21 protein-coding genes are annotated in these 23,734 nt (G+C 34.8%); 6 read left to right on the forward strand and 15 right to left on the reverse strand.

Annotation, left to right across the window (positions count from 1 at the left end):
• Positions 1-86: 86 nt before the first annotated feature.
• Both SJW71_RS17080 and SJW71_RS17085 read left to right on the forward strand, forming a co-directional pair.
• Positions 87-1,085 carry a permease gene (locus SJW71_RS17080; RefSeq protein ID WP_431811251.1) on the forward strand — a complete coding sequence of 333 codons (999 nt, stop codon included), beginning with the start codon at positions 87-89 and terminating at the stop codon, positions 1,083-1,085.
• Between the two features lie 11 nt (positions 1,086-1,096).
• Positions 1,097-2,005: a TIGR03943 family putative permease subunit gene (locus tag SJW71_RS17085; RefSeq protein ID WP_274796287.1), complete on the forward strand. Its 909-nt coding sequence runs from the start codon at positions 1,097-1,099 to the stop codon at positions 2,003-2,005.
• Positions 2,006-2,280: 275 nt separating this feature from the next.
• Here SJW71_RS17085 and SJW71_RS17090 read toward each other — a convergent pair whose 3' ends face one another.
• Complete coding sequence (locus tag SJW71_RS17090; protein WP_431811252.1) at positions 2,281-3,384, reverse strand: CamS family sex pheromone protein; 1,104 nt, start codon at positions 3,382-3,384, stop codon at positions 2,281-2,283.
• A gap of 583 nt (positions 3,385-3,967) precedes the next feature.
• Here SJW71_RS17090 and SJW71_RS17095 point away from each other — a divergent pair.
• On the forward strand, positions 3,968-4,882 hold the full coding sequence (locus SJW71_RS17095) for a hypothetical protein (RefSeq protein ID WP_431811253.1): 915 nt from the start codon (positions 3,968-3,970) through the stop codon (positions 4,880-4,882).
• 155 nt (positions 4,883-5,037) lie between these two features.
• Here the strand turns inward: SJW71_RS17095 and SJW71_RS17100 are convergent, their stop codons facing one another.
• The 9 genes from SJW71_RS17100 to SJW71_RS17140 form a co-directional block, all read right to left on the reverse strand.
• Positions 5,038-5,727: a D-alanyl-D-alanine carboxypeptidase family protein gene (locus tag SJW71_RS17100; protein ID WP_431811254.1), complete on the reverse strand. Its 690-nt coding sequence runs from the start codon at positions 5,725-5,727 to the stop codon at positions 5,038-5,040.
• Positions 5,724-5,951 carry a hypothetical protein gene (locus tag SJW71_RS17105; protein ID WP_431811255.1) on the reverse strand — a complete coding sequence of 76 codons (228 nt, stop codon included), beginning with the start codon at positions 5,949-5,951 and terminating at the stop codon, positions 5,724-5,726. Before SJW71_RS17105 ends, SJW71_RS17100 begins: the two co-directional genes overlap by 4 nt.
• 87 nt (positions 5,952-6,038) lie before the next feature.
• The gene (locus SJW71_RS17110; protein WP_313470332.1) at positions 6,039-7,133 is read right to left on the reverse strand and encodes a sensor histidine kinase; all 1,095 of its coding nucleotides are present in this window, start codon (positions 7,131-7,133) and stop codon (positions 6,039-6,041) included.
• A 22-nt stretch (positions 7,134-7,155) separates the two neighbouring features.
• Positions 7,156-7,842 carry a VanR-ABDEGLN family response regulator transcription factor gene (vanR, locus tag SJW71_RS17115; protein WP_274796284.1) on the reverse strand — a complete coding sequence of 229 codons (687 nt, stop codon included), beginning with the start codon at positions 7,840-7,842 and terminating at the stop codon, positions 7,156-7,158.
• Positions 7,843-7,999: 157 nt separating this feature from the next.
• Positions 8,000-8,578: a pyridoxamine 5'-phosphate oxidase family protein gene (locus SJW71_RS17120; RefSeq protein ID WP_431811256.1), complete on the reverse strand. Its 579-nt coding sequence runs from the start codon at positions 8,576-8,578 to the stop codon at positions 8,000-8,002.
• Positions 8,579-8,733: 155 nt separating this feature from the next.
• Complete coding sequence (locus tag SJW71_RS17125) at positions 8,734-9,534, reverse strand: DUF817 domain-containing protein (RefSeq protein WP_274796282.1); 801 nt, start codon at positions 9,532-9,534, stop codon at positions 8,734-8,736.
• Positions 9,535-9,754: 220 nt separating this feature from the next.
• Positions 9,755-11,182 carry an amino acid permease gene (locus SJW71_RS17130; protein ID WP_274796281.1) on the reverse strand — a complete coding sequence of 476 codons (1,428 nt, stop codon included), beginning with the start codon at positions 11,180-11,182 and terminating at the stop codon, positions 9,755-9,757.
• A gap of 261 nt (positions 11,183-11,443) precedes the next feature.
• Positions 11,444-12,349, reverse strand: coding sequence for an arginase (rocF, locus tag SJW71_RS17135; RefSeq protein ID WP_431811257.1), 906 nt, complete (start codon positions 12,347-12,349; stop codon positions 11,444-11,446).
• Positions 12,350-12,765: 416 nt separating this feature from the next.
• Positions 12,766-13,353 (reverse strand): TetR/AcrR family transcriptional regulator, encoded by a 588-nt coding sequence (locus SJW71_RS17140; RefSeq protein WP_274796279.1) that lies wholly within the window; start codon positions 13,351-13,353, stop codon positions 12,766-12,768.
• Between the two features lie 125 nt (positions 13,354-13,478).
• Here SJW71_RS17140 and SJW71_RS17145 point away from each other — a divergent pair, with 125 nt between their 5' ends.
• Positions 13,479-14,471, forward strand: a complete 993-nt coding sequence (locus SJW71_RS17145) for an NADPH:quinone oxidoreductase family protein (RefSeq protein WP_322610395.1) — start codon at positions 13,479-13,481, stop codon at positions 14,469-14,471.
• Between the two features lie 265 nt (positions 14,472-14,736).
• Complete coding sequence (locus SJW71_RS17150) at positions 14,737-15,864, forward strand: acyltransferase (RefSeq protein WP_431811258.1); 1,128 nt, start codon at positions 14,737-14,739, stop codon at positions 15,862-15,864.
• A 137-nt stretch (positions 15,865-16,001) separates the two neighbouring features.
• Here the strand turns inward: SJW71_RS17150 and SJW71_RS17155 are convergent, their stop codons facing one another.
• From SJW71_RS17155 to SJW71_RS17165, 3 genes are all read right to left on the reverse strand, one after another.
• Positions 16,002-18,482 carry an S-layer homology domain-containing protein gene (locus SJW71_RS17155; RefSeq protein ID WP_431811259.1) on the reverse strand — a complete coding sequence of 827 codons (2,481 nt, stop codon included), beginning with the start codon at positions 18,480-18,482 and terminating at the stop codon, positions 16,002-16,004.
• Between the two features lie 522 nt (positions 18,483-19,004).
• On the reverse strand, positions 19,005-20,276 hold the full coding sequence (locus SJW71_RS17160) for a DUF5068 domain-containing protein (RefSeq protein ID WP_274796275.1): 1,272 nt from the start codon (positions 20,274-20,276) through the stop codon (positions 19,005-19,007).
• A 495-nt stretch (positions 20,277-20,771) separates the two neighbouring features.
• Positions 20,772-21,224, reverse strand: coding sequence for a CBO0543 family protein (locus SJW71_RS17165; protein WP_313470315.1), 453 nt, complete (start codon positions 21,222-21,224; stop codon positions 20,772-20,774).
• A 257-nt stretch (positions 21,225-21,481) separates the two neighbouring features.
• Here SJW71_RS17165 and SJW71_RS17170 point away from each other — a divergent pair, with 257 nt between their 5' ends.
• Positions 21,482-22,096 carry a flavin reductase family protein gene (locus SJW71_RS17170; RefSeq protein ID WP_312505729.1) on the forward strand — a complete coding sequence of 205 codons (615 nt, stop codon included), beginning with the start codon at positions 21,482-21,484 and terminating at the stop codon, positions 22,094-22,096.
• A gap of 56 nt (positions 22,097-22,152) precedes the next feature.
• On the opposite strand, the gene SJW71_RS17175 is transcribed toward SJW71_RS17170, so the two are convergent.
• Positions 22,153-23,052, reverse strand: a complete 900-nt coding sequence (locus tag SJW71_RS17175) for an NAD(P)/FAD-dependent oxidoreductase (protein ID WP_313470318.1) — start codon at positions 23,050-23,052, stop codon at positions 22,153-22,155.
• 72 nt (positions 23,053-23,124) lie between these two features.
• Positions 23,125-23,532 carry an Rrf2 family transcriptional regulator gene (locus SJW71_RS17180; protein ID WP_312505733.1) on the reverse strand — a complete coding sequence of 136 codons (408 nt, stop codon included), beginning with the start codon at positions 23,530-23,532 and terminating at the stop codon, positions 23,125-23,127.
• Positions 23,533-23,734: the final 202 nt, after the last annotated feature.

The following is a 23,734-nucleotide window of genomic DNA, read 5'->3' on the forward strand; positions in this document are numbered from 1 at the left end:
TCTCTTTCCTGATTTGAAGTAATACCTGTATCTCCTAAAACATACCTTACATTAAAACGTAATCATTACACTTTAAGGAGGTATATGTGGAACGTCTCCCTATTACTAGATATGTATTGAATTTTTGGTTCCTCTTTATTCTATTCGTAAGTCTGCTACCACTAATCTTATTCAACTTCTCAGCACTCAAAGATCTAAGTTCTTCTTTACTCAGTCTACACACTATATTTTTAAGTATTTTAATTGAAGCATTACCGTTTGTCTTAATTGGGATACTGATTGCCGGTTTTATTCAAATTTTCATTAAAGAGGAACATATCCAAAGATGGATTCCTCGCAATACGTTGATGGCTGTTGTCATGAGTTGTTTTGTAGGAGCCTTATTTCCTGCCTGCGAATGTGGGATTGTTCCTATTGTTAGAAGATTGATTGCCAAAGGCGTACCAATACATGCTGCTATAGGATTTATGTTAACTGGTCCACTCATTAATCCCATTGTTATTCTCTCCACCTACATGGCATTTGGAAATGATTTAAAAATAGCTGGCCTTCGGATGCTAGTTGGCTTTGTCATTGCTATTATTATCGCATTACTCATTAGCTTGTTTTTTAAAGGTTCACAATTTAAGAGCTCTGTACAACCCATTTCATTGACAACAACTAATCAACAACCATCCTTTGTCACAAAGCTAATAAATATGTTCAAACATGCCATTGATGAATTTTTTGATATGGGCAAATACTTAATTATCGGAGCATTTTTAGCTGCCTTTGTACAAACATATGTATCTACCAAAACACTCGTAGAAATTGGAGAAGGTGTCCCCTCTTCTATTTTAGTTATGATGGGCTTAGCCTTCATTTTATCACTTTGCTCGGAAGCCGATGCCTTTATTGGTGCATCCTTTAGTGCTATTTTCTCCACTCCATCCATTCTGGCATTTCTCATTTTTGGCCCTATGATTGATTTAAAAAATACTATTATGTTGATGAGCGTATTTCGTATTAAATTTGTCTTATGGTTAATCGCCTTAGTGGCTACAGTTGTCTACATTAGTATATGGATTCTTTCAGCGTATCTCTAAGGGGGAAAGCCATGAAATTTCACTTTCAACAAGCGTTAAAAGCCTTGATGTTACTCGCCTTTTCAGCTATGATTGCCAGCCTGCATTGGACCGGGGAACTAACAAAATTCATAAACCCTAAATATGAAAGCCTCAGTAAAACAGCTGCCATTTTATTTTTTGTACTCTTTCTTGTTCAATTGACTAGAGTTATATCTTTTTCAAAGTCTCCCCATCACTGTGATCATGCTGGACAAGCTTGTTGCTCTCATCACCACCATGGTTACTCATGGATAGCCTATCTCATTATCATGACCCCCATACTGACAGGCTTCTTCGTACCAGCTAAAATTTTAGATGCTGCCATTGCTGATAAAAAAGGTGGTGCCTTTATTCTCACCCAACAAAGTCAATCATCTAAAATAGAGGATTACCTCACTTCAAATGAAACGATTGATGAAAATATTTACGATGAACATGAGGCTGATCCCCGACTGTTGGAGGAAAAACAGGAGATGACAAAAAAGCAATATGAGCGATTAAAGCAACAACTCTCACAAAAACCTATACTGAAAATGACTGATAAGGACTATACGATTTATTATGAAGAGATTAATCAAAATTTGGTCAACTATTTAGGGAAGAAAATACAGCTGAAGGGCTTTGTTTTAAAAGAAGAAAGCTTTACAGAAAAGCAACTCGTTATTTCAAGATTTCTTATTACCCATTGTGTAGCTGATGCAAGTATCGTAGGCTTCCTAACAGAATTTCCTGAGGCTCCCTCTCTCACAGAAGATACATGGATTGAAGTGGTTGGTACAATTAGTCAAACAACCTATGAGGGAACTAGCTTACCTGTTATCCATATTGAAGATTGGGTAACAATAGAACAACCCGAATCACCTTACCTTTATCCTATTAATATCCGAATGAGCTTCTAGTAATAAAAGGGCAAAGCGAATAATTTGCCCTTTTTCATCATTTAATCCCAGAAACAGCTAAATGCCTACCCATAAAAAAAGTGTCTTTTCATTTTTACAATAACCGGGAATAGTTATCAATTTGGCGCTAACATCCATGCCATTTATCCATAAAAGATAGGTACTCTATTAACGAGCACCAAATTCATAAAAGAGCATAGCTGTAAATACAAGTTACGAAATTAACAATAGGTAGCTGAGCCTTTAGATTTTTTATGTTTGAAATGATTAACTACTCACAAAGGGGTTGCAAAAATTTTTTTTTCAATTGGGTCCCAAAGAACAATGCCCACATCCGCTCCCTGATCGATAACTCGAACTGTAATGGGAATGTAATCAAAATTTAGTTTAGTACTAATCAGCTGTAATAGCCCTACCAATTCTGTATCATTAATAAGAGGAACATTTACATCGATTTTAATATCAGTTAATTGGTCATCCTCATATTGAAGTTTCCCTATAATTTTCGGGTTTAAATGTTTAAATCCATCTTGTATTTCTTCTTTAAAATTTAATAATTTATTATACATATTTTGGTCTAAACTATATAACGCATCTGATGGGAATAAATAATACTTTTTATCAACCTCAGACCACTTTGTTATGGTATCTTCCCCTTGTGTCATAAATGTTTCAGCTAAAAATACGCCTGGAATAATATCATTGATATTAGATTCCTGATATAAAGTTAAATAAATGGGAACACGAGGTACTTTTTCATTTTTTCTAAGGTCTTTAATAATCTTTTCAGCTACTTCTTTCCCATACCTTTTCACATCATGAATATCATCATCATTTTCATCAACTTTCACTTGGCCAGTGTAAATTAAACCGTTGTCATCCGTTACTCGTATATCATAAAATTCATTAAGAGATATTGCGATCGACATACCTTCTATTTTGTTAGTTTTTTTATTTATAAAATTATGTTCTAAAACATGAGAGAGTATCAAAGGATACTTTTTTTCATCCTCTAAAACATTACCCGTCCTATTTTCAATGGCAGGGTTTAAACCTATACCTTCTTCTGTTTTTCTTTCTAACCATTGACTAATCATTTTTTCATCCAAATATTGACCTTCCTGCATGTAAAACTTTTCTGTTGGAAAATGCTTCACAGATAAATTCATTAATCCATTTTCTATCTCATTTATATTCAAGGCATTATTCATATTTTTGGTGATTAAGCCTCTAGCAATAGTGGACTTTGCAGGCTGTTGAAATTCATAAACTTCCTTTTTTTGTATAGATGAAGTATACATTTTCTCATTAGTAGGAACACCCTCAACATCACTACTACAAGAGGCTACTAACAATATTGGTGCAATTAAAAATAACATTCGCCTTTTCCTCATTACGATTACTCCTTGACGATTATGTAATAATTGTTTATTCCTATAACTTAACCATACCAAATTTTCCAAAATAAAACATTATAAATTAATAAATCTCACCATTCTATACAAGGTCAATCACAAAAGAAAGATCAATGCTCAAGAAAAATGAACATTGATCTTTAATAGAGTATCTGATTAATATAGGATGTCCCTCGTCATAGGGTCAATCACTTAGAGCAGTTGCCTTTCTTGTTTGAGCGAGTACTCCTCACCTTTCGAGCGGGGGTCATCCTTTTATGAGCAACCTCTCCTCAACTTGGAGCGGCTACTCACCTTCTTGGAACGCTTTCCTTCACTTTATGAGCGGTTAGCTTTCACTTTGGAGCGGTTTCCTTACCTTTATGAGCAGATACCTTTACTTGGAGCAGTTTTCTTACCTTTTTGAGCGGGTACTCACCATCTTGGAGCGGTTTTCTTACCTTTATGAGCGGGTACCCTTCACTTTGGAGCGGTTTTCTTACCTTTTTGAGCGACTTCTCCTCTCCTTGGAGCGGTTTTCTTCACTTTATGAGCGGTTGCTTTCACTTTGGAGCGCTTTCCTTACCTTTGTGAGCGATTACTCACCACTTTGGAGCGGTTTTCTTACCTTTTTGAGCGGGTACTCACCTTCTTGGAGCGCTTTCCTTACCTTTATGAGCGGATACCCTTCACCTTGGAGCGGTTTTCTTACCTTTTTGAGCGACTTCTCCTCTCCTTGGAGCGGTTTTCTTACCTTTTTGAGCGGTTACTCACCATCTTGGAGCGGTTTTCTTACCTTTTTGAGCGGTTACTCACCATCTTGGAGCGCTTTCCTTCACTTTATGAGCGGTTAGCTTTCACTTTGGAGCGCTTTCCCTACCTTTATGAGCGGATACCCTTCACTTTGGAGCGCTTTCCTTACCTTTGTGAGCGATTACTCACCACTTTGGAGCGATTTTCTTACCTTTGCGGTTACTCACCATCTTGGAGCGCTTTCCTTCACTTTTATGAGCGGTTAGCTTTCACTTTGGAGCGCTTTCCTTACCTTTGTGAGCGATTACTCACCACTTTGGAGCGGTTTTCTTCACTTTTTGAGCGACTTCTCACCTTATTGGAGCGCTTCCTTACCTTTATGAGCGGATACCTTTACTTGGAGCAGTTTTCTTACCTTTTTGAGCGGGTACTCACCATCTTGGAACGCTTTCCTTACCTTTATGAGCGGATACCCTTCACTTTGGAGCGGTTTTCTTACCTTTGTGAGCGGTTACTCACCACTTTGGAGCGGTTTTCTTCACTTTTTGAGCGACTTCTCACCTTATTGGAGCGCTTCCTTACCTTTATGAGCGGATACCCTTCACTTTGGAGCGCTTTCCTTACCTTTGTGAGCGATTACTCACCACTTTGGAGCGCTTTTCTTCACTTTATGAGCGACTTCTCACCTTATTGGAGCGCTTTCCTTCACTTTATGAGCGGCTTCTCCTGAACTTTGAGCGGTTCTCTCTTTTATGAGCGGGCTACTCCCAAATTTGGAGCGGGGACCATCCTTTTATGAGCGCCCTCTCCTCAACTTGGAGTGGGAGCCACATTTTTGATCAAAAGCTCCATCACATTGGAGTATTTTCCTCACTTTTATGCAGCCTATAATTGACTATATACCGAAAGCGCATCGGTGATATTGTATTGCTCCGTTCGAGGATTTCCTTCTGCCCCTACTGTTACTAACACGTATTCTTGTCCATTTACAACGGCTAGACTTGCTAAACACAAACCAGCTTCATCTGTATAGCCTGTCTTACCACCTACAATTTCTCCTCCTGGCAATGCAGATGTAGTCATATGCTGAAACATGCGGCTTGTAAATGTAATGCCTTCGGGGTGAAGGTTTGTTTGCTTAATAGAATATCGTTCTGCTGTGTAAACATTGCGAAACTCATGATTGGTTAATGCATATTGTAAGAGTAAAGACATATCCTTTACTGTCGTATAATGTTTAGGATGATGCAATCCCGTTGTATTCATAAAATGTGTATTTTTCATTCCTAGCTGCTGTGCCTTATCGTTCATAAGTTTTACGAACTCCTTTTCTGATCCAGCAACATATTCAGCTAAACCAATGGATGCTTCTGCACCTGAGGGTAACATGGAACCATATAATAAATCCTCTAAAGTTACCTTCTCATTCGGGAGAAACCCCGCCACAGACGCATTTTCCTCGAATAAATCATTAAAGATATTTTTTTGTAACACGATTTCTTCTTGTAAATTTGAAATCTGTTCAATCGCGACTAAAACCGTCATCATTTTTGTCAAGGATGCAGGATAAATCATTTCCTCACTTTTTTTTCTAGTAGCACTTGATTTTCATCTAAATTCACTAATATTGCATTAGCACTGTATAAATCGATATTGAGCATATTACTACCCATTGTTTGCACTACGTTAGGTGATTCGACAATTTCCTGACGTAGTGACACGGGTGTTTCTTTTACTAGTAAATAACCAAGTAGCATGATGATAAGGAACAATATACTTAAAACACCTTTTCTCGTCATAAAAACAACTCCTTCTCTTATAGTTTTATTCAACCATAAAAAAAGGAGCTTTTTTTTAATTAACTATTAGTGAATTCTTAAGGTTTCTTAAGAATTCGTTGGAATCATCACAGTAAAAACTGTTTTCCCATTATTAGAAGTTGCCGTAATGGTCCCGCCATGGGCTTGGACAATTTCATTTGAAATGGCTAAACCAAGACCAGCTCCACCTGTTTGTGTAGACCTAGCATTATCTAAACGGTAAAACTTTTCAAATATCATGTTCAATTTTTCAGGAGGAATTGTCTTTCCTGTATTAGTAAACGAAATATACGTTTGATTGTTTTCGCTTTTTGCACTAATTTCAATTGTACTATTTGAATCACTATAGGCAATGGCATTTTTTAAAATATTATTAAATACCCTTGCTAATTTATGACCATCTGCATATATATTAATTTCTTCATCTATTTTGACAACCGCTTTTTGCCCTTTTGGTGCAAGCAATGGGTAAAATTCATCAGCTACTTGCATTAGCATATAATTTAGAGGAATAAGGTCTTTTTCTAAAACGATGGATTGTAAATTAAATCTTGTTATGTCAAAAAACTCGTTAATTAATTGTTCTAGTCTATTTGACTTTTCTAGCGTAATCGCAACATATTTCTCTTTTTGCTCAATAGGCATATCCCTTGCCTCATCTAAAAGGCTTAAGTAGCCAATAATGGATGTTAAGGGTGTTTTAATATCATGCGCTAAATAGACAACTAGATCATTTTTACGTTGTTCCGCTTCTTGAGCATCTCTCGCACGTTTTTCTAATTTATTTTTCACATCATTTAGTTTTTTCTCCAAGAAATCAAGCTCTTCGGGAAGTTGAATTTCCTTATCTGACTCATCGGCAAGCATTGTGATACTCGTACTAATTTGATGAAAATAACGAGTAAAGCGAGATAAGGCAATATAAAAAATGATTAATAATAATACAATAAAACCGATAGCAAGCCAAAGGGGTTTATTTTGTTGGAATAACACATTGTAGGCATTTTGTGCAGCAAAATAATCGAGCTGCAAGACTTTTTCACAAAAGTCAACAAAGGCATCTGCAAAAGGAGCTTGCAAGACTCCATCAATGAATGCAAAATTTATAAATAAACCTATGATGATCGCTAAGAGAAGGATAATAATAATTTGTACTACCATTTTTCTCTTCAGTCTGCCAAACTCATTTTTCAATGGTATACCCCACTCCCCATACGGTTTTAATAAATTTTGGGTTGTCCACAGAATCTTTCATTTTTTCTCGTAAATGCCGAATGTGAACCATTACAGTGTTATTGCTATTAAAGTACTTTTCTCCCCAAATTTCTTGAAATAATTGCTCTGAACTAATAACCTTCCCTCGATTTGCAGATAAGTACCATAAAATCGCGAATTCCGTGGGTGTGAGGGATAATGGTCTTTCATTTAAAAAGACTTGTCTTGTATTCTTGTTGATCATCAAACCTGCGAAATCAATGATATCCTCGTTTTGCTTTGAACCTTGGTTATACAATGTAAATCTCCGTATTTGTGCCTTTACACGAGCAACCATTTCCAATGGACGAAAAGGCTTTGTTATATAATCATCTGCCCCTAAAGAAAATCCATTTATTTTATCGATCTCTTCTTCCTTTGCCGTAAGCATAATCACTGGAAAATTAAATCTTTCTCGTATTTTTTGTAAAATAGTAAAGCCGTCGATATCTGGCATCATAATATCTAAAACAGCTAAATCCACATTTTCGCGCTCAATACATGCCAAAGCCTCTTGGGCATTATAATACTTAAACACATGGTAATTTTCATTTTTTAAATAAAGCTCAATTAAATCTGCAATTTCTTTTTCATCATCTACAACTAAAATATTCAATAAATGCCTCTCTCCTTCTACCACCCTGATGCTAATGGATTTTTCACAGGCATTATAGCATTTACTAGTAGTTATATCTATTAATAAGAAAATGTCTTGTGGACAAATAAAAAAGTAGATTTAGAAAAATATGTTTTCCCTAAATCTACTTTTAAATTTAATTGATTGCTAGAGGAGAGGATTTTCTGTTCAGGTCCTGTGTCACAACTCTCCCAGGATAATATTGCATTTGTTCATTAAGTTTATGTTCTTTTGCAGTTAGATTGTTTGGTCTCACTTTTAATACAAGCGTTTTGCTACCTAAAGATGATTGATACTTTTCTATATGTGATTTTGACAATGGGGCTTGGTAATAGTCTGGCACATATTTATTAAGCATTGCCTGCATAGCAACTGTTGCCTCATTGATATCTGTGACAATTTCGACCTCACCATTGGCGATGACACTCATATAAGCTGTATCCGTCTTAGCTGGAATGGGATCTACCATTGTTCCATAGCTTTCACATATGGTAATACAAGCATTCGGATTGGTCGTCAGTATGGCTACTTTTCTTCCTTCATTGGCACCATGGAAATAGAAACTACCATCTTTGAAGATATAATTTAACGGAATAACATATGGGATATGTTGATCCACTAAACCTAGAAAAGCGGTTTGTGCGTGCTCTAAAAATTGTTTTATGTGATGTTCATCTATACAAGCTCTGTTCTTCATTCGAATGTCTTTGTCCATCCTTATGTCCCCCTTATATCTTATAAAAGGAGTCTACAGTAGGTGTTATCACTAAAAAAGAGACAGTTTAATGAAAAGGAATGGGTACAACTAAAAACCATAGAAATTTCTTCTATTTAATTGTGCTCTTTTAGAAGTCTTTAGTTAAAAATTTCTCAAGCCTTTCTTTTTGTCTTTTTTTCATCCTCACCTGCATCGCGATAAAATAATTTAAGCTGTGCAACAATCATAATGCTAATGACTACCAGCAGAAACCAAGAGCTGATTTTACCAAAATGAACGATCTTCCACGATACTTCTTGGTTAGGATAGGACCATGCCCCAAAGAAAGTGGCGATATTTTCTGCAATCCAAATGAAAAAACCAATCAAAAAGAATGACCCAACGATAGGCATTTTATAGATAGAGTCTCGTACTGTAAATTTGACAGCTGTTCGATAAAACACTATAAAAAGTAAAGCCATTAATACCCACCTAAAATCATATATAAAATGATGGGTAAAAAAATTTAAGTAGATCATGGCACCAAGAGGAATGGCTACATAACTTTTGGGCCATCTGACGATTTTCAAATCAAAGCGACGCCATGCCTGGCAAATGTAACTGGCTACACTGGCATACATGAAACCACTGTATAATGGCACACCTGCTATTTTTGTCCATGCTTCTTCAGGATAGGACCACGAATTAAAATTCACTTTATAGAGCTCTAGCACAAGGCCAATAATATGAAACAGACAGATTACTTTTATTTCATCCTTTGTTTCTAAGCCAAATTTATACATTAAATATTGGGTCACAAGACAGATGATCAGAATGAAGTCGTATCTTGCTACGCCAGGAATTTGAATAGCTTTAGAAAGTGCAAGTGTCATAAATATGACAACAGGAAAAATACAAGATAATGCTTGATGATAAGTAAAGACTCCTAGATCTTTAAAAAGCTTCTTTAACATGCACCCACCTCAATGAACTTGGTCAGAATTTAATTTCTTCTTGTATGAAGAATAAACGATTAATTATTCTATTTCAATATTTTTTTATCGAAAAACGATATTTTTTTCTTTTTATTTTGCAACTATTCTTTGCAAATTACGTCTTTCTTGTTCCTGATTAGCAAGGAAATGGGTTTAACAAATAAAAAAGAGTAGCCGCAACATGCAGCCACTCTTGTCATTAAAGATACATTTTTTGATCTAATTTTAGTTGTACTTCTTGTTGGTTTATTTGTAAGTTCACAACTTTCTTCACTTTTAAATAATAGACGATATAACAGCCAACAAAGAATGCTCCTCCACAATAAAGAGCTAATCGTTGAGCAGGATCAAAAGCCAAACTTGCCATAACTATACAGTTTGCCAACAAACCTAAAATAGGAATTACTGGGTATAATGGTGCTTTGAATTTTAAATCTTCTACTTTTCCTCCCTGACGGATATAGGATCTTCTAAAAGCAATTTGCGAAGCAGTAATAGCAATCCAACCAATTTGTGCACCTAACCCTGCTAGGGAGAGTAGCCAAACAAATACTGTTTTTGCGGCGAATACACTTGAAAGTAGTGATAAACCAGCCACAGCAAGTGTAATCAATAAGGCATTCATTGGAATCCCTCTTTTATTAACCTTCCCTAATAAAGGGCTTGCCATCTTTTCAACAGAAAGAGAGAAAAGCATACGCGTTGCTGCATAGAGACCAGAGTTCGCAACAGATAATAAGGCTGTCAAAATAACAAAGTTCATAATATCTGCTGCATAAGGAATACCTATACTATCCAGTACAACAACAAATGGACTTTCAACAACACCAGCTTTATCCATAGGAATCATTCCAGCAAGCACAACGACTGATAAAACAAAGAAGAATAGCGTGCGCCAAACTGTTTGTTTAATCGATTTAGGGATTGTCTTTTCAGGATTTTCACTTTCCCCAGCCGCAATACCAATTAACTCCGTCCCTTGGAATGAGAAATTCACTGTTATCATTGTAATTAACAGTGCTGTTACACCATTTGGAAAAAGTCCACCCTCATAAAAATGAGAAAGGAATGGGGCATTTGATCCATCTTTCATATCGATTAGACCAAACATTGCCGCTCCGCCAACCCCAAGGAACATTAGGATGGCCAATATTTTAATACTTGAGAAGACAAATTCTGCTTCACCAAATGCTTTTGCTGATAATCCATTTAATACAAAGAGCAGGGCAGCAAATAGTAGACACCACATCCATACTGGTGATTCAGGAAACCACCTTTGCATAAGTTGTCCAGCACCTAAAAATTCAAGGGCCACAGTTACTGCCCATCCTAACCAATACAACCATCCAACAGCAAAACCAGTTGCAGGGCCAATAAACTTCGTCGTATATGTTTGGAATGAACCGGATACTGGCATCGCAACAGACAATTCACCCAAACATAGCATAGTTAAATACATAACTGCTCCACCTACTAAGTAGGCTAAAATGGCACCTAATGGTCCAGCTTGGTTAATTGTGTAACCTGATCCAAGAAAGAAACCAGTTCCAATACATCCTCCAAGTGAGATCATAAATAAATGTCTTGCTTTCATACTTCTTTTTAATTCATATTGTTCTGATGCCATAAGAAGCTCCTTACACTAATTATCTTGTAAGCACTTTCTTTTTTTCGTGCAAGAAAGATAACTAATAGAAATTTTAATAATTAATAGGATAATAATTTAGTATATTTTACGAACTGTCAATTTTCTGACAAAATAAATACCATTGAATAGCTAGAGCATTCGCCGTTTCTATTGTAAACTTAATTTAGGGAGAGCTACTTTCTTACATTTGGTTGTGGTGACTATTAATCTAAGAAAAGTTCTTCCTCTTTAAGATTTTGTTTAGAGTAGTGTATCTCCGAATAAAGAGCTGATTAAAGCTACAGCAGCGACTGCCGTTTTATTATATTGATCTAATACAGGATTTGTCTCAACAAACTCTGCAGAAGTAATAATATTTGCCTCTGATAGCATTTCCATAGCTAAATGGCTTTCACGGTAACTAATTCCACCCGCAACTGGCGTCCCTACTCCTGGTGCATCGTTTGGATCAAGCCCATCTAAATCTAATGAAAGGTGGACACCGTCTGTACGTTCCTTTAAATATTCAATCGTCTCCGAAATTACTGTTGTCATACCTAAACGATCAATTTCGTGCATCGTATATACTTTAATACCAATTTCCTTAATTAGCTTTTTCTCACCTGGATCTAAATCACGAGCACCAATAATGACAACATTTTCAGGTTTAACTTTTGGTGCATAACCCCCGATATTTGTCAGTGCAGGATGACCAAGTCCTAAACTTACAGCTAAAGACATCCCGTGAATATTTCCTGAAGGAGATGTTTCACCAGTGTTGAGATCTCCATGGGCATCGTACCAAATGACACCTAAATTCTCATAATGCTTTGAAACACCTGCTAATGTTCCAATAGCAATACTGTGATCTCCACCTAAAACTAAAGGAAAACGATTTAAAGAAATTTCGCGATCTACTTTTTGACCTAGCTTTTCATTACTATCTGCTACAGTTTTTAAATTTTTTAAGTTTGTCTTTTCTTCGGCTTCTTTCTCTTCATTTACTATTTCAATATTTAAATCCCCTTCGTCATAAATCGAATAACCAAGGCCTTCAAGTCGATCTGTTAATCCAGCATATCTAATAGCACTTGGTCCCATGTCTACCCCTCTTCTAGTTTGGCCAAAATCCATGGGTACCCCAATAATTGTCACTTCTTTGTTCATGATGTTTTCTCCTCTCCGATAATTACTTTCACAGTATAAAGAAAATGGGATTTTGACTCAACTCGACATTATTTTAAATTTTTATACAGTTTAAATTATTAAAAACATAGATATTTTCTTGTATAAATGAATGTATAAAAACGGTTTCAGTGAATAAGGATACTTTTTTTACCAAATTAATGCGTTTTTTTGTTAGAAATTTCAAAATAAAAAATTAAAACTGTTCTATTTTTATAGATTTTTAAGAAAATTAGCTCAGTAATTTAAGGGTTAAGTACTATATATTAGAAAAATATTGAAACCATATCCAATTTTGTATACAGAGTGGGAAAGCTCCGATTAACAAATTATCGTTTTGAGACAGAAAAAAAGCCTTACAATATAGTTAGTAAGGCTTTAAAAGTTACTTTCATTTTCTACTTTAATAATTTTAAAATACTATTAAAACATATATCTTTATAAAACGTATGTTGTTCTTCTATATCACATGTCAACCATTGAATTAATGATCCATCAATTATCGCCCTTATCACTTTAGCATATGTTAATGGATCGATGTCTTCCCTAAATACACCCTCACCTTTTCCTAGTTCAATGATTTCTTGGCCAATTCCCCAGCAATTTTCATAAAATTTCAAGTTAATTCTTTTATAGTCTTCATTACCGTTTGCCTGGGCCAAAAAATCTAAATATACTCTGTAAAATTTTTTATTATCTTGGGGCGACACAAAAACAGCGTTTACATAGGCTTGAAGCTTTTCTATCGCTGAATGGTACTTGCCTATTTCTTGTATTTCAAAGCGATAAATTTTGCTTGTAGTGGATTCTAGTAATTCTAATAAAATGTTTTGTTTGCTTGTAAAGTAGTAGTGTACTACCCCTTTAGAAACATTAGCATGGTTTGCTATGTCCTGTAGTGTGACTTTATCATAGCCTAAATTTGAAACAGCATGAAAGGCTGCATTCATAATCTGCTTTTTTCGTTCTTCCTCTTTCTTTTTCATACGAGCCTCCGATGACGTAATAAAAGCCATTATACAGGATTAATAGATAAAATCCAATTTTATATTGACCGGTCAGAATAATTTTGATACTGTTTAATGGAATTTAATTGTAGGAGGACGTTACAATGACAGTAGAAAATTTTCAGGCATTAGTAGTCAATAAAGACCACGATTTTACAGTGAAAGTGAACAATTTAACTTTTGAAGATTTACCCCAAGGTGAGGTATTAATTAAAGTTAGTTATTCCGGTATTAATTATAAAGATAGTCTTGCTTCCATCCCTGATGGTAAAATCGTTACTTCCTATCCATTTGTACCTGGTATTGATTTAGCAGGAGTTGTTGTTTCCTCTGAAGATCCTCGCTTTAACGAAGGCGATGAAGTCATTGCCACTAGCTATGAAATAGGTGTATCTCATTTTGGAGGCTTCAGTGAGTATGCCCGTATCCCAGCAAAATGGATAGTGCCCCTTCCAAAAGGCCTTTCCCTTAAAGAGGCAATGGTGATTGGTACTGCAGGATTTACAGCCGCATTGTCTATCCAAAAATTAGAGGACAATGCTATTCATCCTGAAAAAGGAAAAATCCTAGTAACGGGTGCAACAGGCGGTGTAGGAAGCTTCGCTGTTGCTATTCTTTCTACGTTAGGCTATCAGGTGGAAGCAAGTACAGGAAAAGAAGATGAACATGATTATTTGCGTAAACTTGGAGCTACCACTATCGTGAATCGTGAAGAAGTTTTTGATGGAAAGATTAGAGCATTAGGCAAACAAAAATGGGCTGCTGCTGTCGATTCTGTTGGAGGAGAGCCACTAGCTTCATTATTAAGCCAAATTCAATATGGAGGAGCTGTTGCAAGTAGCGGTTTAACAGCAGGTACACAGCTTCCGACAAGCGTATTCCCCTTCATTTTAAGAGGGGTAAATTTACTTGGAATTGATTCTGTTTATTGCCCAATGGACATTCGATTAAAGATCTGGGATCGTTTAGCAACTGATTTTAAACCTGCTAATATTGCTAACTTCATTCAGCGAGAGGTAACGTTGCAACAACTACCTGATGTTTTACCAGTTTTACTGAAAGGGCAAGCGAGAGGGAGATTCCTGGTTACAATGTAATTAGGTATATGAACTGCTCTCCATTCCATTTCCAAACATTATAGTTTTATGACACGGAAGTTACTGCGCATAAAGAGCGTGGTAACTTTTTTTATTGCTGACATCTGCCTGACATAATAGCTCCCTATAGTTAGTCATAGATGCCCATCTATTTCAAATACTAATGATTAAGATTGTCTAATTTAGCACTTATTCGCATAACAATAGAGTATGTATGTAGCAATATGGGAAGTCAACACTATAATCAATATTTGGAGATGATCGTATGAAGCGAGCACATATTAATGAATTAAATATCACAAGAGCATTAGCCATTCTAGCTGTACTTCTCATTCATTCAACCAGTACACCTGTTACAGTTTTATCAAGTGATTCGAAACTTTATCCACTTTATGTATTTTTTAATATTTTCCCGAAATTCGCTGTGCCAGTTTTTATTTTCTTAAGTGGCTTTGTTTTATTTTACAATTATATACAAAAAGATTTAACAAAAGAGCTTATCGTTCGTTTTTATCAGAAGAGAGTAACACAAATACTCATTCCTTACCTCTTTTTTTCTATTTTCTACTATGCAGCTTCGCAATTTTTTGTGTCACGTGATTTAGTAGTAACATGGAATGCTCTATTTAGTGTGGAATTTCTTAAGAAGCTTTTGATTGGGAAAGCGTACACACATTTATACTATATTTTTATTATTGTGCAGTTCTATCTCATGTTCCCACTCTTCCTGTATATGTTAAAGAAAAAACCAGCCCTATCTCCTCATTTAATTTGGATTGGCTTTGCCCTTCAATGGGTCTTTATTCTATTAAATGCTGAGTTTTGGCAGTATCCCTATAGAGGCAGTATCTCTTTCTCGTATATTCTTTATTTCTTAGCCGGTGCATTTTTAGGTATCTATTTTGAACAATATAAAAAATGGCTCCATTTAAAGAAAGAAAATTTCCCGATACCAACCCTTTTTATATGGGCAATCTGGCTTATTTCTACTATATATAATGTTTATTTATATTACTTTGTCTTTTCGTCTCAAACCTATTTAACGAACAGCATCATCTTTGAACTAGTTTTTCAGCTACAATCTTTGACTGCTTGTATTGTCTTATTACAACTATCCTTCTGGATCTATGATAAATGGAACCAAGGCTTTGTAAATGTCTTAATCAATCTAGGAACAGTTTCATTTGGTGTCTATCTCTTGCATCCACTTTTCCTTTTCCTTTATAGACAAATCAATTTAAGTGGCAATAGTATTATCTTTCATTTATGGAGTGTTGGGGGCTTTATCTTTGCCCTATTTATCCCATGGATTCTTGTGCTATTGATAGGCAGATTTTTTAACTATCATTGGATTGCGTTTGGACCAATTCCGAAGAAGTTTCCTTACAAATAATTTATTAAATATACGGTCATTCACATGAATAATTGAAAGCTATCGTTTGAATTAACCCCCTATATTATAGAAGAAACTAATAATAATACCCCTGTAGAATTATTCTCTACAGGGGTTTCAAAATTTGAACGGTTTAATTATTTAGCAATAGATCCGTCTTTCACTTTGTTGTTATTAGCGTCAACTAAGTTTGTTGATTTGAATTCAACTACAATGCTGTCTGTTAATGTATAGTCAGCTTTAGTTGTTACAGTAAGTTTACCACCTTCTACTTTAGCAGAAGCAAGTTCTACAGTTGAACCAGCAATTTTAACTGTTACTCCTGTTGGTGCAGCTTGGTCAGCAATATTTTCAGAGAAGTCTACTGTAAATGTTTTGCTATCTACTGCAGTTACTTTAGTAGCAACAGGTACAACATTTTCTTTAAGTGCTACTAGAGTTGTCACTTTTCCACCTTTAAGAGTGTTACCTTTTGTATCTACTACATTGATAGCTTCAAGTACATAATTACCATTAGCAGTGATAGAACCTTCAGGTAAAGTGAATCTTACTTTTTTAGTACCATCTACAAACTGAAGTTGAGTACCAGCAGGAAGTTCTTTTCCTCCAAGTGTGTAGTTAGCAGCATTTGTTGCTGTTGCAGTTACATCTGCAGCATATTCAACAGTGAATACATTGTTATCTGTTACAACAACTGGTGTAGCTCCAAATACTAATGAATCTGTAGGTGTTTCAGGTGTAGCTTCAAACACGCCTGTTGTTACATTGAAAGTAACTGTATCTGCAGTCACGTTGCCAGCTAAATCTGTCACTGCTTTTGCAGATAATTCAAATGTATAAGATGAATTGCTATCTAAATCAATGTCAACTTTTACAGTGTTTTTCTCTGCACCCTCAATTTTACCGTTACCATCTACATCGAAACCAGCGTCTGCTTTTACTGCTGTTTCTTTTCCAGTAGTGTAAGCAATACCGTTTTGCGTTTTAACTGTTAAAGTGCCATCTACTTTTACTGGCTCACTAAATGTAAGGTATAGTGCATCAACATCTGTAGTAGCATTTACATCATCAGCTACTAACATTTTAGTAGAAGCAGATACAAGTGAAGCAGGTGTTAAATCTTTTGATAGAATAGCATTAAACTCAAATGCATCTCCAGCATTACCAGCTAAATCTTTTTGTCCCTCTACTTTAATGTTTGTATTAATGAATGTAGCTGTACCTAATGCTGATTTTGCATCAATCGTGAATACAGTTTTATCCTCTGTATCTTTAATATCAGCATCTGTTAAATAGAAAACAGTTGATCCAACAGTTACTTTTGCATACCCTTTAATAGTTGTCTCTTTATCAACAACAAAATCATGTTTCTTTAATTCTTCTGAGAAATCAAACGTAATTTCTGTACCGTTTACTGCTGTAGAAACAGTTGGTTTTGAATTATCAGCGTCTGCTTTTAGAACTGTGAAATTCACAGCAATTGGATTTGCAATATTATTAGCGAAGTCAGTTGCACCTACGATATCTACTTTATAAGCTTGCTCGGCAGTTAAACCTTTGATAGTTAAAGTTTTACCAGATAAAGTATAACGATCTTTAGAAAGTTCAGCACCATTTAAGCTTACTGTTCCTTCACTTTGTACAGGCTCATCGAAAGTGATTACTGCTGTAGTGCCTTTTGCTTCTACAGAGTTAACGTTAACAGGTGTTGTGTCTGCAAATGTGATTAATTTGTTAAACTCTTCAGTTAAAACTTTAGTATCTGCTTTTGTTTGGATTGGTTTAACAGTTACTTTACCATTTGTTAATTTTAATTCTTTATTAGTTGTTAAAATAACAGACATGCCATCTTCAGATACTTCTGCTTTTGTGATCGCTACACCTTCAATCGCATATTTACCTGTCACAGCAGCATCTTTTGCATCAACAGCTGTGGTGAATTTTACTTCAAGCTCTTTTGCATTAAGTCCTTGTACAGAAGCTACAGCTGGAGTTACCTCTTTTACTGTTGCATCAATTGTACGTTTTACCATTGTAGCGAATTCTTCACGGCTAATTTTATCTTGTGGAGCTAATAATGAACCTTTACCGTTGATTACGCCGTTTTCTACAGCTGTTTCTAAGTAAGATACAGCCCATTTAGAAGCTTTAGAAGCATCCGCGAATTGGCTTAAATCCGCTTTACCTGTTAATTGGTATCCTTCTACGATTACTTTCGCAGCTTGTTCTCTTGTTAATTGAGCTTTCGGTTCAAATTTACCATTGCCCATACCGTCAAATAATTCAGGTGAAGTTGCAAGTACTGCATTATAGAACCAGTCATTTTCATCTACATCAGAAAAATCTTCAGTTCCTGTTGCTTTTAAGTCTAATGCTTTTGATAAGATTTCAGCAGCTTCTGCACGAGTTAGAGTACCAGCTGGGTTGAAGTTCCCCTTTTCATCGCCTTGGATGAAGCCTTTGTCAGTTAAAAATTGAACTGCTTCTTTAGCCCAAGATGAAATGCTATCTGCATCGTTAAATTCAGCAGCTGATGCTACTGGCACGATTGCTGATGCTACTAATGCTGCAGTAGCAGTAGTTACGAAAAATTTACGACCTTTGTTTTGTTTTGTCATAGTATATTCCTCCAGAATTTTAATAAATTATATTATTCTGTGAAAACAATATTATCGCTCTATTTAGTTTTTAAAATATGTATAATTTGTTCTCGCAAATAATAATTACAACCAATTATATGTAAAGCAATCTTCCTAAGTTTCCAAGATTAAATATCCCAATCCAACTGTAATTTGCTTTACAAGACAATATTATAACTACATTACCAATAAATAAATGCTAAAAATAAGGTAATATTAATACTGTATTGGTTATGTAGGTAATTTCTTCATTAAAAAATTCCAAAATATAGGAGTGTTTGATTACTTGATGACAAAAGTTAGATAATATTTACATGTTTAAGAGATTTCATGTAGAAAAAGTATTTACGTTCCATACTTTCTTAATATAACAACAAACTGTCTACTATATGTTTGATAGGGTCCTAATTGTATTAATTAAAGGTTCTATTTTTTTCAACGATCTTTTAAACAAAAAAAGGCTTAAGCCCTGTAATGGACTCATGCCTTCCTCTTAGTTTTTTATTTTGGTAGAATAAACGTTGCTTTTTTCCCTTTAGAAATATCCTCTGCTCCTTGGTTACGAATTGGACCTAATTCAATTTCAAAGGCTTTATCTTTCCAAATCTTTTCATACTGCTCTTGATCTAGCACATAGATTTGTAATAGTTCACCCGTTTCACCAGCTTTAATGACATCTTTATAGCCATAATTTAATAGCATTCCTTCATCCAATAAATATTGAGTGCCATCATTCACTGTTAATTTTGAGGACAAAGACGATAAACCAATTTCACTTGTCGTTTTATTGTCTAATTTAAATTTAACTGTTAATAATGTTACGCCATTTGTGAAATTAGAAAAACGTGGTGCTTCCACTTCATTTGGGGTAAATGCAGTAAATTGATACCCTTCTAACACTGCATTGACATCACCAATTGGTTTGCTGTCGTTGATATTACTTTTTTCCTTCAGCATTTTCTTTTCACCCATGTTGTCCATCGTTGCTTTATCTTGATAGAACGCAGCGTTACTAGAAACCTTCTCAGAACCTTGTGCATTAATTGCTAAATTAAATCGGCCTTCTGAACCAATAGACGTATCATATTTATCTTTCTCTGTAATTGGTAGTGGAACCATTACTGTAACTGTACCTAACTCATTGATTTTCGCTAAATGACTTTCTCCGAATGGATATGCAATGTAGCCAGTTACCTCTTCACCAGCTTTCAGCTCATAACCTGTTTGATAGTTTAATTTTGTAGGCAATTGCTGATCCTCTGGAATTAAATCCTTATAATTAGTATAGTATTTAGGTGCTCCTGTATAAGTAATATCTAAGCTTGGCATATAGTAGACATCTTTATCCATGTCATTTTTCACTGTATATTTTGCTAAAATAACCCCACCATTTGTTTCATCGTTAAATGGAATAGCAAAATCAGTGTGGAAGTCCTTTAATTCAACTAACGAGTAGCTATCAAGAGAAATTGAAACATCCTCCATTTTATGGACTTGTGGCTCTTTATTTTCATAAAGAACTTTTGCTGTCCCTTGTGTTTCCTCTTCCATATAAGAGATTAAAGAAGTAATATCTGCTGATTCCTTAGTTGGTTCTTCTTCTTTCTTATCTTCCTCATTTTTATCTGAATGTTCTTTTTCCTGTCCTTGTTCCTCTTGCGTATTTTTCGCATCATTGTCTTTCTTCGCTTCTTCCTCACTTTTTCCACATCCACTAAGAATAACAGCGATAGCGAAAGTAAGTGACAGTAATAATAATAAGTTCTTTTTCATTTCTTCCTCCATAATTTCAATAATCAGAAACTTCAAACTCAATTTTAAAATAGTTTCACAATAAACCATTTTGAGCTGATACCCATTTTAATCCACATTTTGTAATGAAACAACATTTTTTGGTAAAAATTATACTATCGCAACAAAGGCATACCAATAATTAACACTTTAGTAATCCGATATCATTTAATGTAATACAAATTATTACATTTTCTTTTTCGTGTAGCATTTTCATAGGTAGGTAAATAGTTCTTATCCTATTTATAACAACGGTTTTGTACTTGGATATGTAAAAAAGTTATAATATACCCAGGTCATAAGTCTCAAAAATAGAAAACACGAGATTCTTATTCCTTACACAGAAAACCGACCAATCAATTACTACATATGAAAAAGCCAGGTAACTCACTTCATTCTATGAGCTCCCTGGCTTTATCCTATAAATAGATGACCATTCTCTAAATAAAAACAAACAGGTTAACAATAGGTTCAATTTTATTCAAACATAGATAATTTTGTTAAGTATCTGTAATAACAATATACGACAAGATAGGGCAACAGATAGGAGAATAATGTATACACTATATTCCATCCATTTTCATAAATGATCCACCCGAAAAGAACAAAAATTTGTTCTAAACATGTTGTAATTACGGTCATTATTACAACAACCATATAAGTCCTTTTAAACTTTCTTATAAGAAAAACTAAGTAACAAGCTAATACAGGGTAAATCCCCAACTCTGAAGGCAATGAAGCAAGATTTTTTTGCTCTGGAAAAGGGGCTACCTCCCAAAAACCAAAATTGTAAGCCATGGTATTTATAAAATAAGCTAGGACACTAGAAAAAGGGGCGACTAATACGATTAATAAACTATCTTTTTTAAATAAATGCATGGAAGCAATAAGCCATGGAAGAACAAATGCAATTAGAAAATTGAAGAACATTTGACTAACGTCCTTTTAGTACTATTATTAACATAAATTTTTTTAACTACTCTTCAGAATACAGATTTATTATTTTAGCAGTCATTTTTTCTAGCAACCCTGCCCCACCAGTGTAGCTGGATTTATTAATTTCATCATATTCTTAAGATTCTTTAAAGAATATAGTTATTTATGTAATCGACACTTCGATGCAAATGGAAATATTTCTATTTTACAATGAGTTAGCAAATAAAAACAGATTGTAGGGGGACCTAAAGATGCAAATAACGAATCCAAACACAAAAATGATTAACCCAAAAATTTTATATTATGGATTTCCAGTAATTTTACTGACTACGTTGAATGAGGATGGAACAGTAAATATTAGTCCATTATCCTCGTCATGGGCATTAGGAGATTGTATTGTCTTAGGTATAGGGCTTGGTGGAAAAGCAATCGAAAATTTAGAACGACATCCCGAATGTGTTATTAATATTCCTGATCCCTCTCTATGGGAGAATGTAGAACAGTTAGCCCCATATACAGGAAAAAATATAGTGCCAGATTTTAAGAAACAGATTGGCTTTACTTATAGAAAAGATAAGTTTGCAATTAGTGGATTAACACCTATTGAGTCTACAACAGTCATTCCTACTCGTATTATGGAGTGCCCCATACAAATTGAGGCAAAGGTAAAACATATACGCATTCCTAATTATTCTCCGGATTTTGCAATCGTTGAAACTCAAACGATACATGTACATGCACATACGGACATTATTATAAAAGATCATCATATCGACCCCAATAAATGGAGTCCTCTTATTTATAATTTCCGACATTATTTTGGTCTGGGTAACGAGCTAGGTAACAACTTTCGATCAGAAATGTAAACCTCTTTTATAACAAAAGCTGATGAGTTTGTATTTTCAACTCATCAGCTTTTAATTTAAAATCTCAATAATGTTAGATCTAAGTTTATGCTTGTAGCAGCTTTAAAGCCATCAGCCGCGGCAATCATCAAGGAAGAGGGTCCTGCTTTTTCAGTTTCACCTGCAACATATACTCCACTCACTGTTGTTCTTCCTGCATTGTCTGTTATAATTCCTCCGTTTTCATCAACTTGACAGTTTAACTGTATAGCCAAATTATTTGGACGATAAAAACTTGGAACTACGAAACCACCACTTCTTACAATGTTTTCACCTGTTTCCAATTCAATACTGTATAAATTACCTTCGTCTCCATGTAAATTTTTTATAATAGCCGTATATACCATTATCTTTTTACGTTGAAATTCATTTTGTATGATATCGGAAAGTTGATGACCATTTGTAAATACAATTAAGTCCTGTGACCAATTATACAGCAACTTGGTCATATGATTAATGTGTGCTTCGCTTTCTGCTATTATAGCTAATGGCTTATCTTTTAGCTCCCAACCATCACAATATGGACAGCTGAATAAACTCTTACCATAATATTGTCTGATTTGTGGTATGGGAAACTCCTCTTGTATACCAGTAGCTAATAATATTTTTTCAGTCAGATATGAAATATTATTTGATGTATTCACTACAAATTGTTGATCATCTTTTTTTATCTCAATAACTGTCTGATCTGAAATTGAAATAGATGGATAAGACTGCAATTCTGTAATAGCAATTTCTTTAAATTCATGAGGTTTTATTCCATCTCTTGTTACATATCCATGGGACTCCTGTGTTACACGATTTCGATTTGTTCCATTATCAAATAAAAGTATTTTCCTTCGTGCTCTACCCAAAGTTAAAGCGGCACTTAAACCAGCTGGCCCACCGCCTATAATAATACAATCGTATTGATACATCTGCTTTCCTCCATTTTCATAAAATATATTAAAGACCTTTAATATCTACAATTAGGGTGAAAAACATCACCATTACATAGGTGATGCCTCCTTCATTTTTTTAGCTAGATCGACAATTAGTGTGTGATCCAATTCATCCAACAGCTTTTCCTCAGCTGATTCAATCGCCTTTTGAATTAAACAATCAGGATTATGATTCAAACAATAATCAAAAATAGGGGTCAAACCTTCAACGGCCTTTATAACATCGAGTAATGAAAGTTTTTCCCATCCCCTTTTTAATTTATAGCCTCCATTTGCACCTGAGACAGATTCAATCATTCCTGACTTTACTAACTTTGTTAGTATTTTAGATAGATAGGTCGTTGAAACTTCTTGTCGTTCAGCTAATTTTGCCACCCCAATATGCTCATTGGGTGGATTAATAGCTAAAAATAGCATTGTGTGGAGAGCATAATTAGTTGCTTTTGTTAGCTTCATCTTATCACCACCATATTAAGGACTTAATATATCCATAATATCTATTTAATTTTTACCCGTCAATTTTTTTGTATCGATGCTAGTTTTATTTTAGTGTACAAAAAAGACTCGAAAAACAATTAGGAATTTTCCCCAAACCTTTATTAGAATCGATGTTTTCTATAATATTTCTTTTAGCAATGAGTCTATTAAATCATAAGTG

The sequence above is a fragment of the Lysinibacillus sp. FW12 genome, from assembly GCF_050817245.1.
In the GTDB taxonomy this organism is placed as follows: Bacteria; Bacillota; Bacilli; order Bacillales_A; family Planococcaceae; genus Lysinibacillus; species Lysinibacillus irui.

Coding starts and splice junctions, on each gene's coding strand:
- SJW71_RS17085 (WP_274796287.1), top strand. CDS start 1,097: ATGAAATTTCACTTTCAACAAGCGTTAAAAGCCTTGATGTTACTCGCC.
- SJW71_RS17090 (WP_431811252.1), bottom strand. CDS start 3,384: ATGTTATTTTTAATTGCACCAATATTGTTAGTAGCCTCTTGTAGTAGT.
- SJW71_RS17100 (WP_431811254.1), bottom strand. CDS start 5,727: ATGATTTATCCTGCATCCTTGACAAAAATGATGACGGTTTTAGTCGCG.
- SJW71_RS17105 (WP_431811255.1), bottom strand. CDS start 5,951: ATGACGAGAAAAGGTGTTTTAAGTATATTGTTCCTTATCATCATGCTA.
- SJW71_RS17110 (WP_313470332.1), bottom strand. CDS start 7,133: ATGGTAGTACAAATTATTATTATCCTTCTCTTAGCGATCATCATAGGT.
- SJW71_RS17120 (WP_431811256.1), bottom strand. CDS start 8,578: ATGGACAAAGACATTCGAATGAAGAACAGAGCTTGTATAGATGAACAT.
- SJW71_RS17125 (WP_274796282.1), bottom strand. CDS start 9,534: ATGTTAAAGAAGCTTTTTAAAGATCTAGGAGTCTTTACTTATCATCAA.
- SJW71_RS17130 (WP_274796281.1), bottom strand. CDS start 11,182: ATGGCATCAGAACAATATGAATTAAAAAGAAGTATGAAAGCAAGACAT.
- rocF (WP_431811257.1), bottom strand. CDS start 12,349: ATGAACAAAGAAGTGACAATTATTGGGGTACCCATGGATTTTGGCCAA.
- SJW71_RS17140 (WP_274796279.1), bottom strand. CDS start 13,353: ATGAAAAAGAAAGAGGAAGAACGAAAAAAGCAGATTATGAATGCAGCC.
- SJW71_RS17145 (WP_322610395.1), top strand. CDS start 13,479: ATGACAGTAGAAAATTTTCAGGCATTAGTAGTCAATAAAGACCACGAT.
- SJW71_RS17150 (WP_431811258.1), top strand. CDS start 14,737: ATGAAGCGAGCACATATTAATGAATTAAATATCACAAGAGCATTAGCC.
- SJW71_RS17155 (WP_431811259.1), bottom strand. CDS start 18,482: ATGACAAAACAAAACAAAGGTCGTAAATTTTTCGTAACTACTGCTACT.
- SJW71_RS17160 (WP_274796275.1), bottom strand. CDS start 20,276: ATGAAAAAGAACTTATTATTATTACTGTCACTTACTTTCGCTATCGCT.
- SJW71_RS17165 (WP_313470315.1), bottom strand. CDS start 21,224: ATGTTCTTCAATTTTCTAATTGCATTTGTTCTTCCATGGCTTATTGCT.
- SJW71_RS17170 (WP_312505729.1), top strand. CDS start 21,482: ATGCAAATAACGAATCCAAACACAAAAATGATTAACCCAAAAATTTTA.
- SJW71_RS17175 (WP_313470318.1), bottom strand. CDS start 23,052: ATGTATCAATACGATTGTATTATTATAGGCGGTGGGCCAGCTGGTTTA.
- SJW71_RS17180 (WP_312505733.1), bottom strand. CDS start 23,532: ATGAAGCTAACAAAAGCAACTAATTATGCTCTCCACACAATGCTATTT.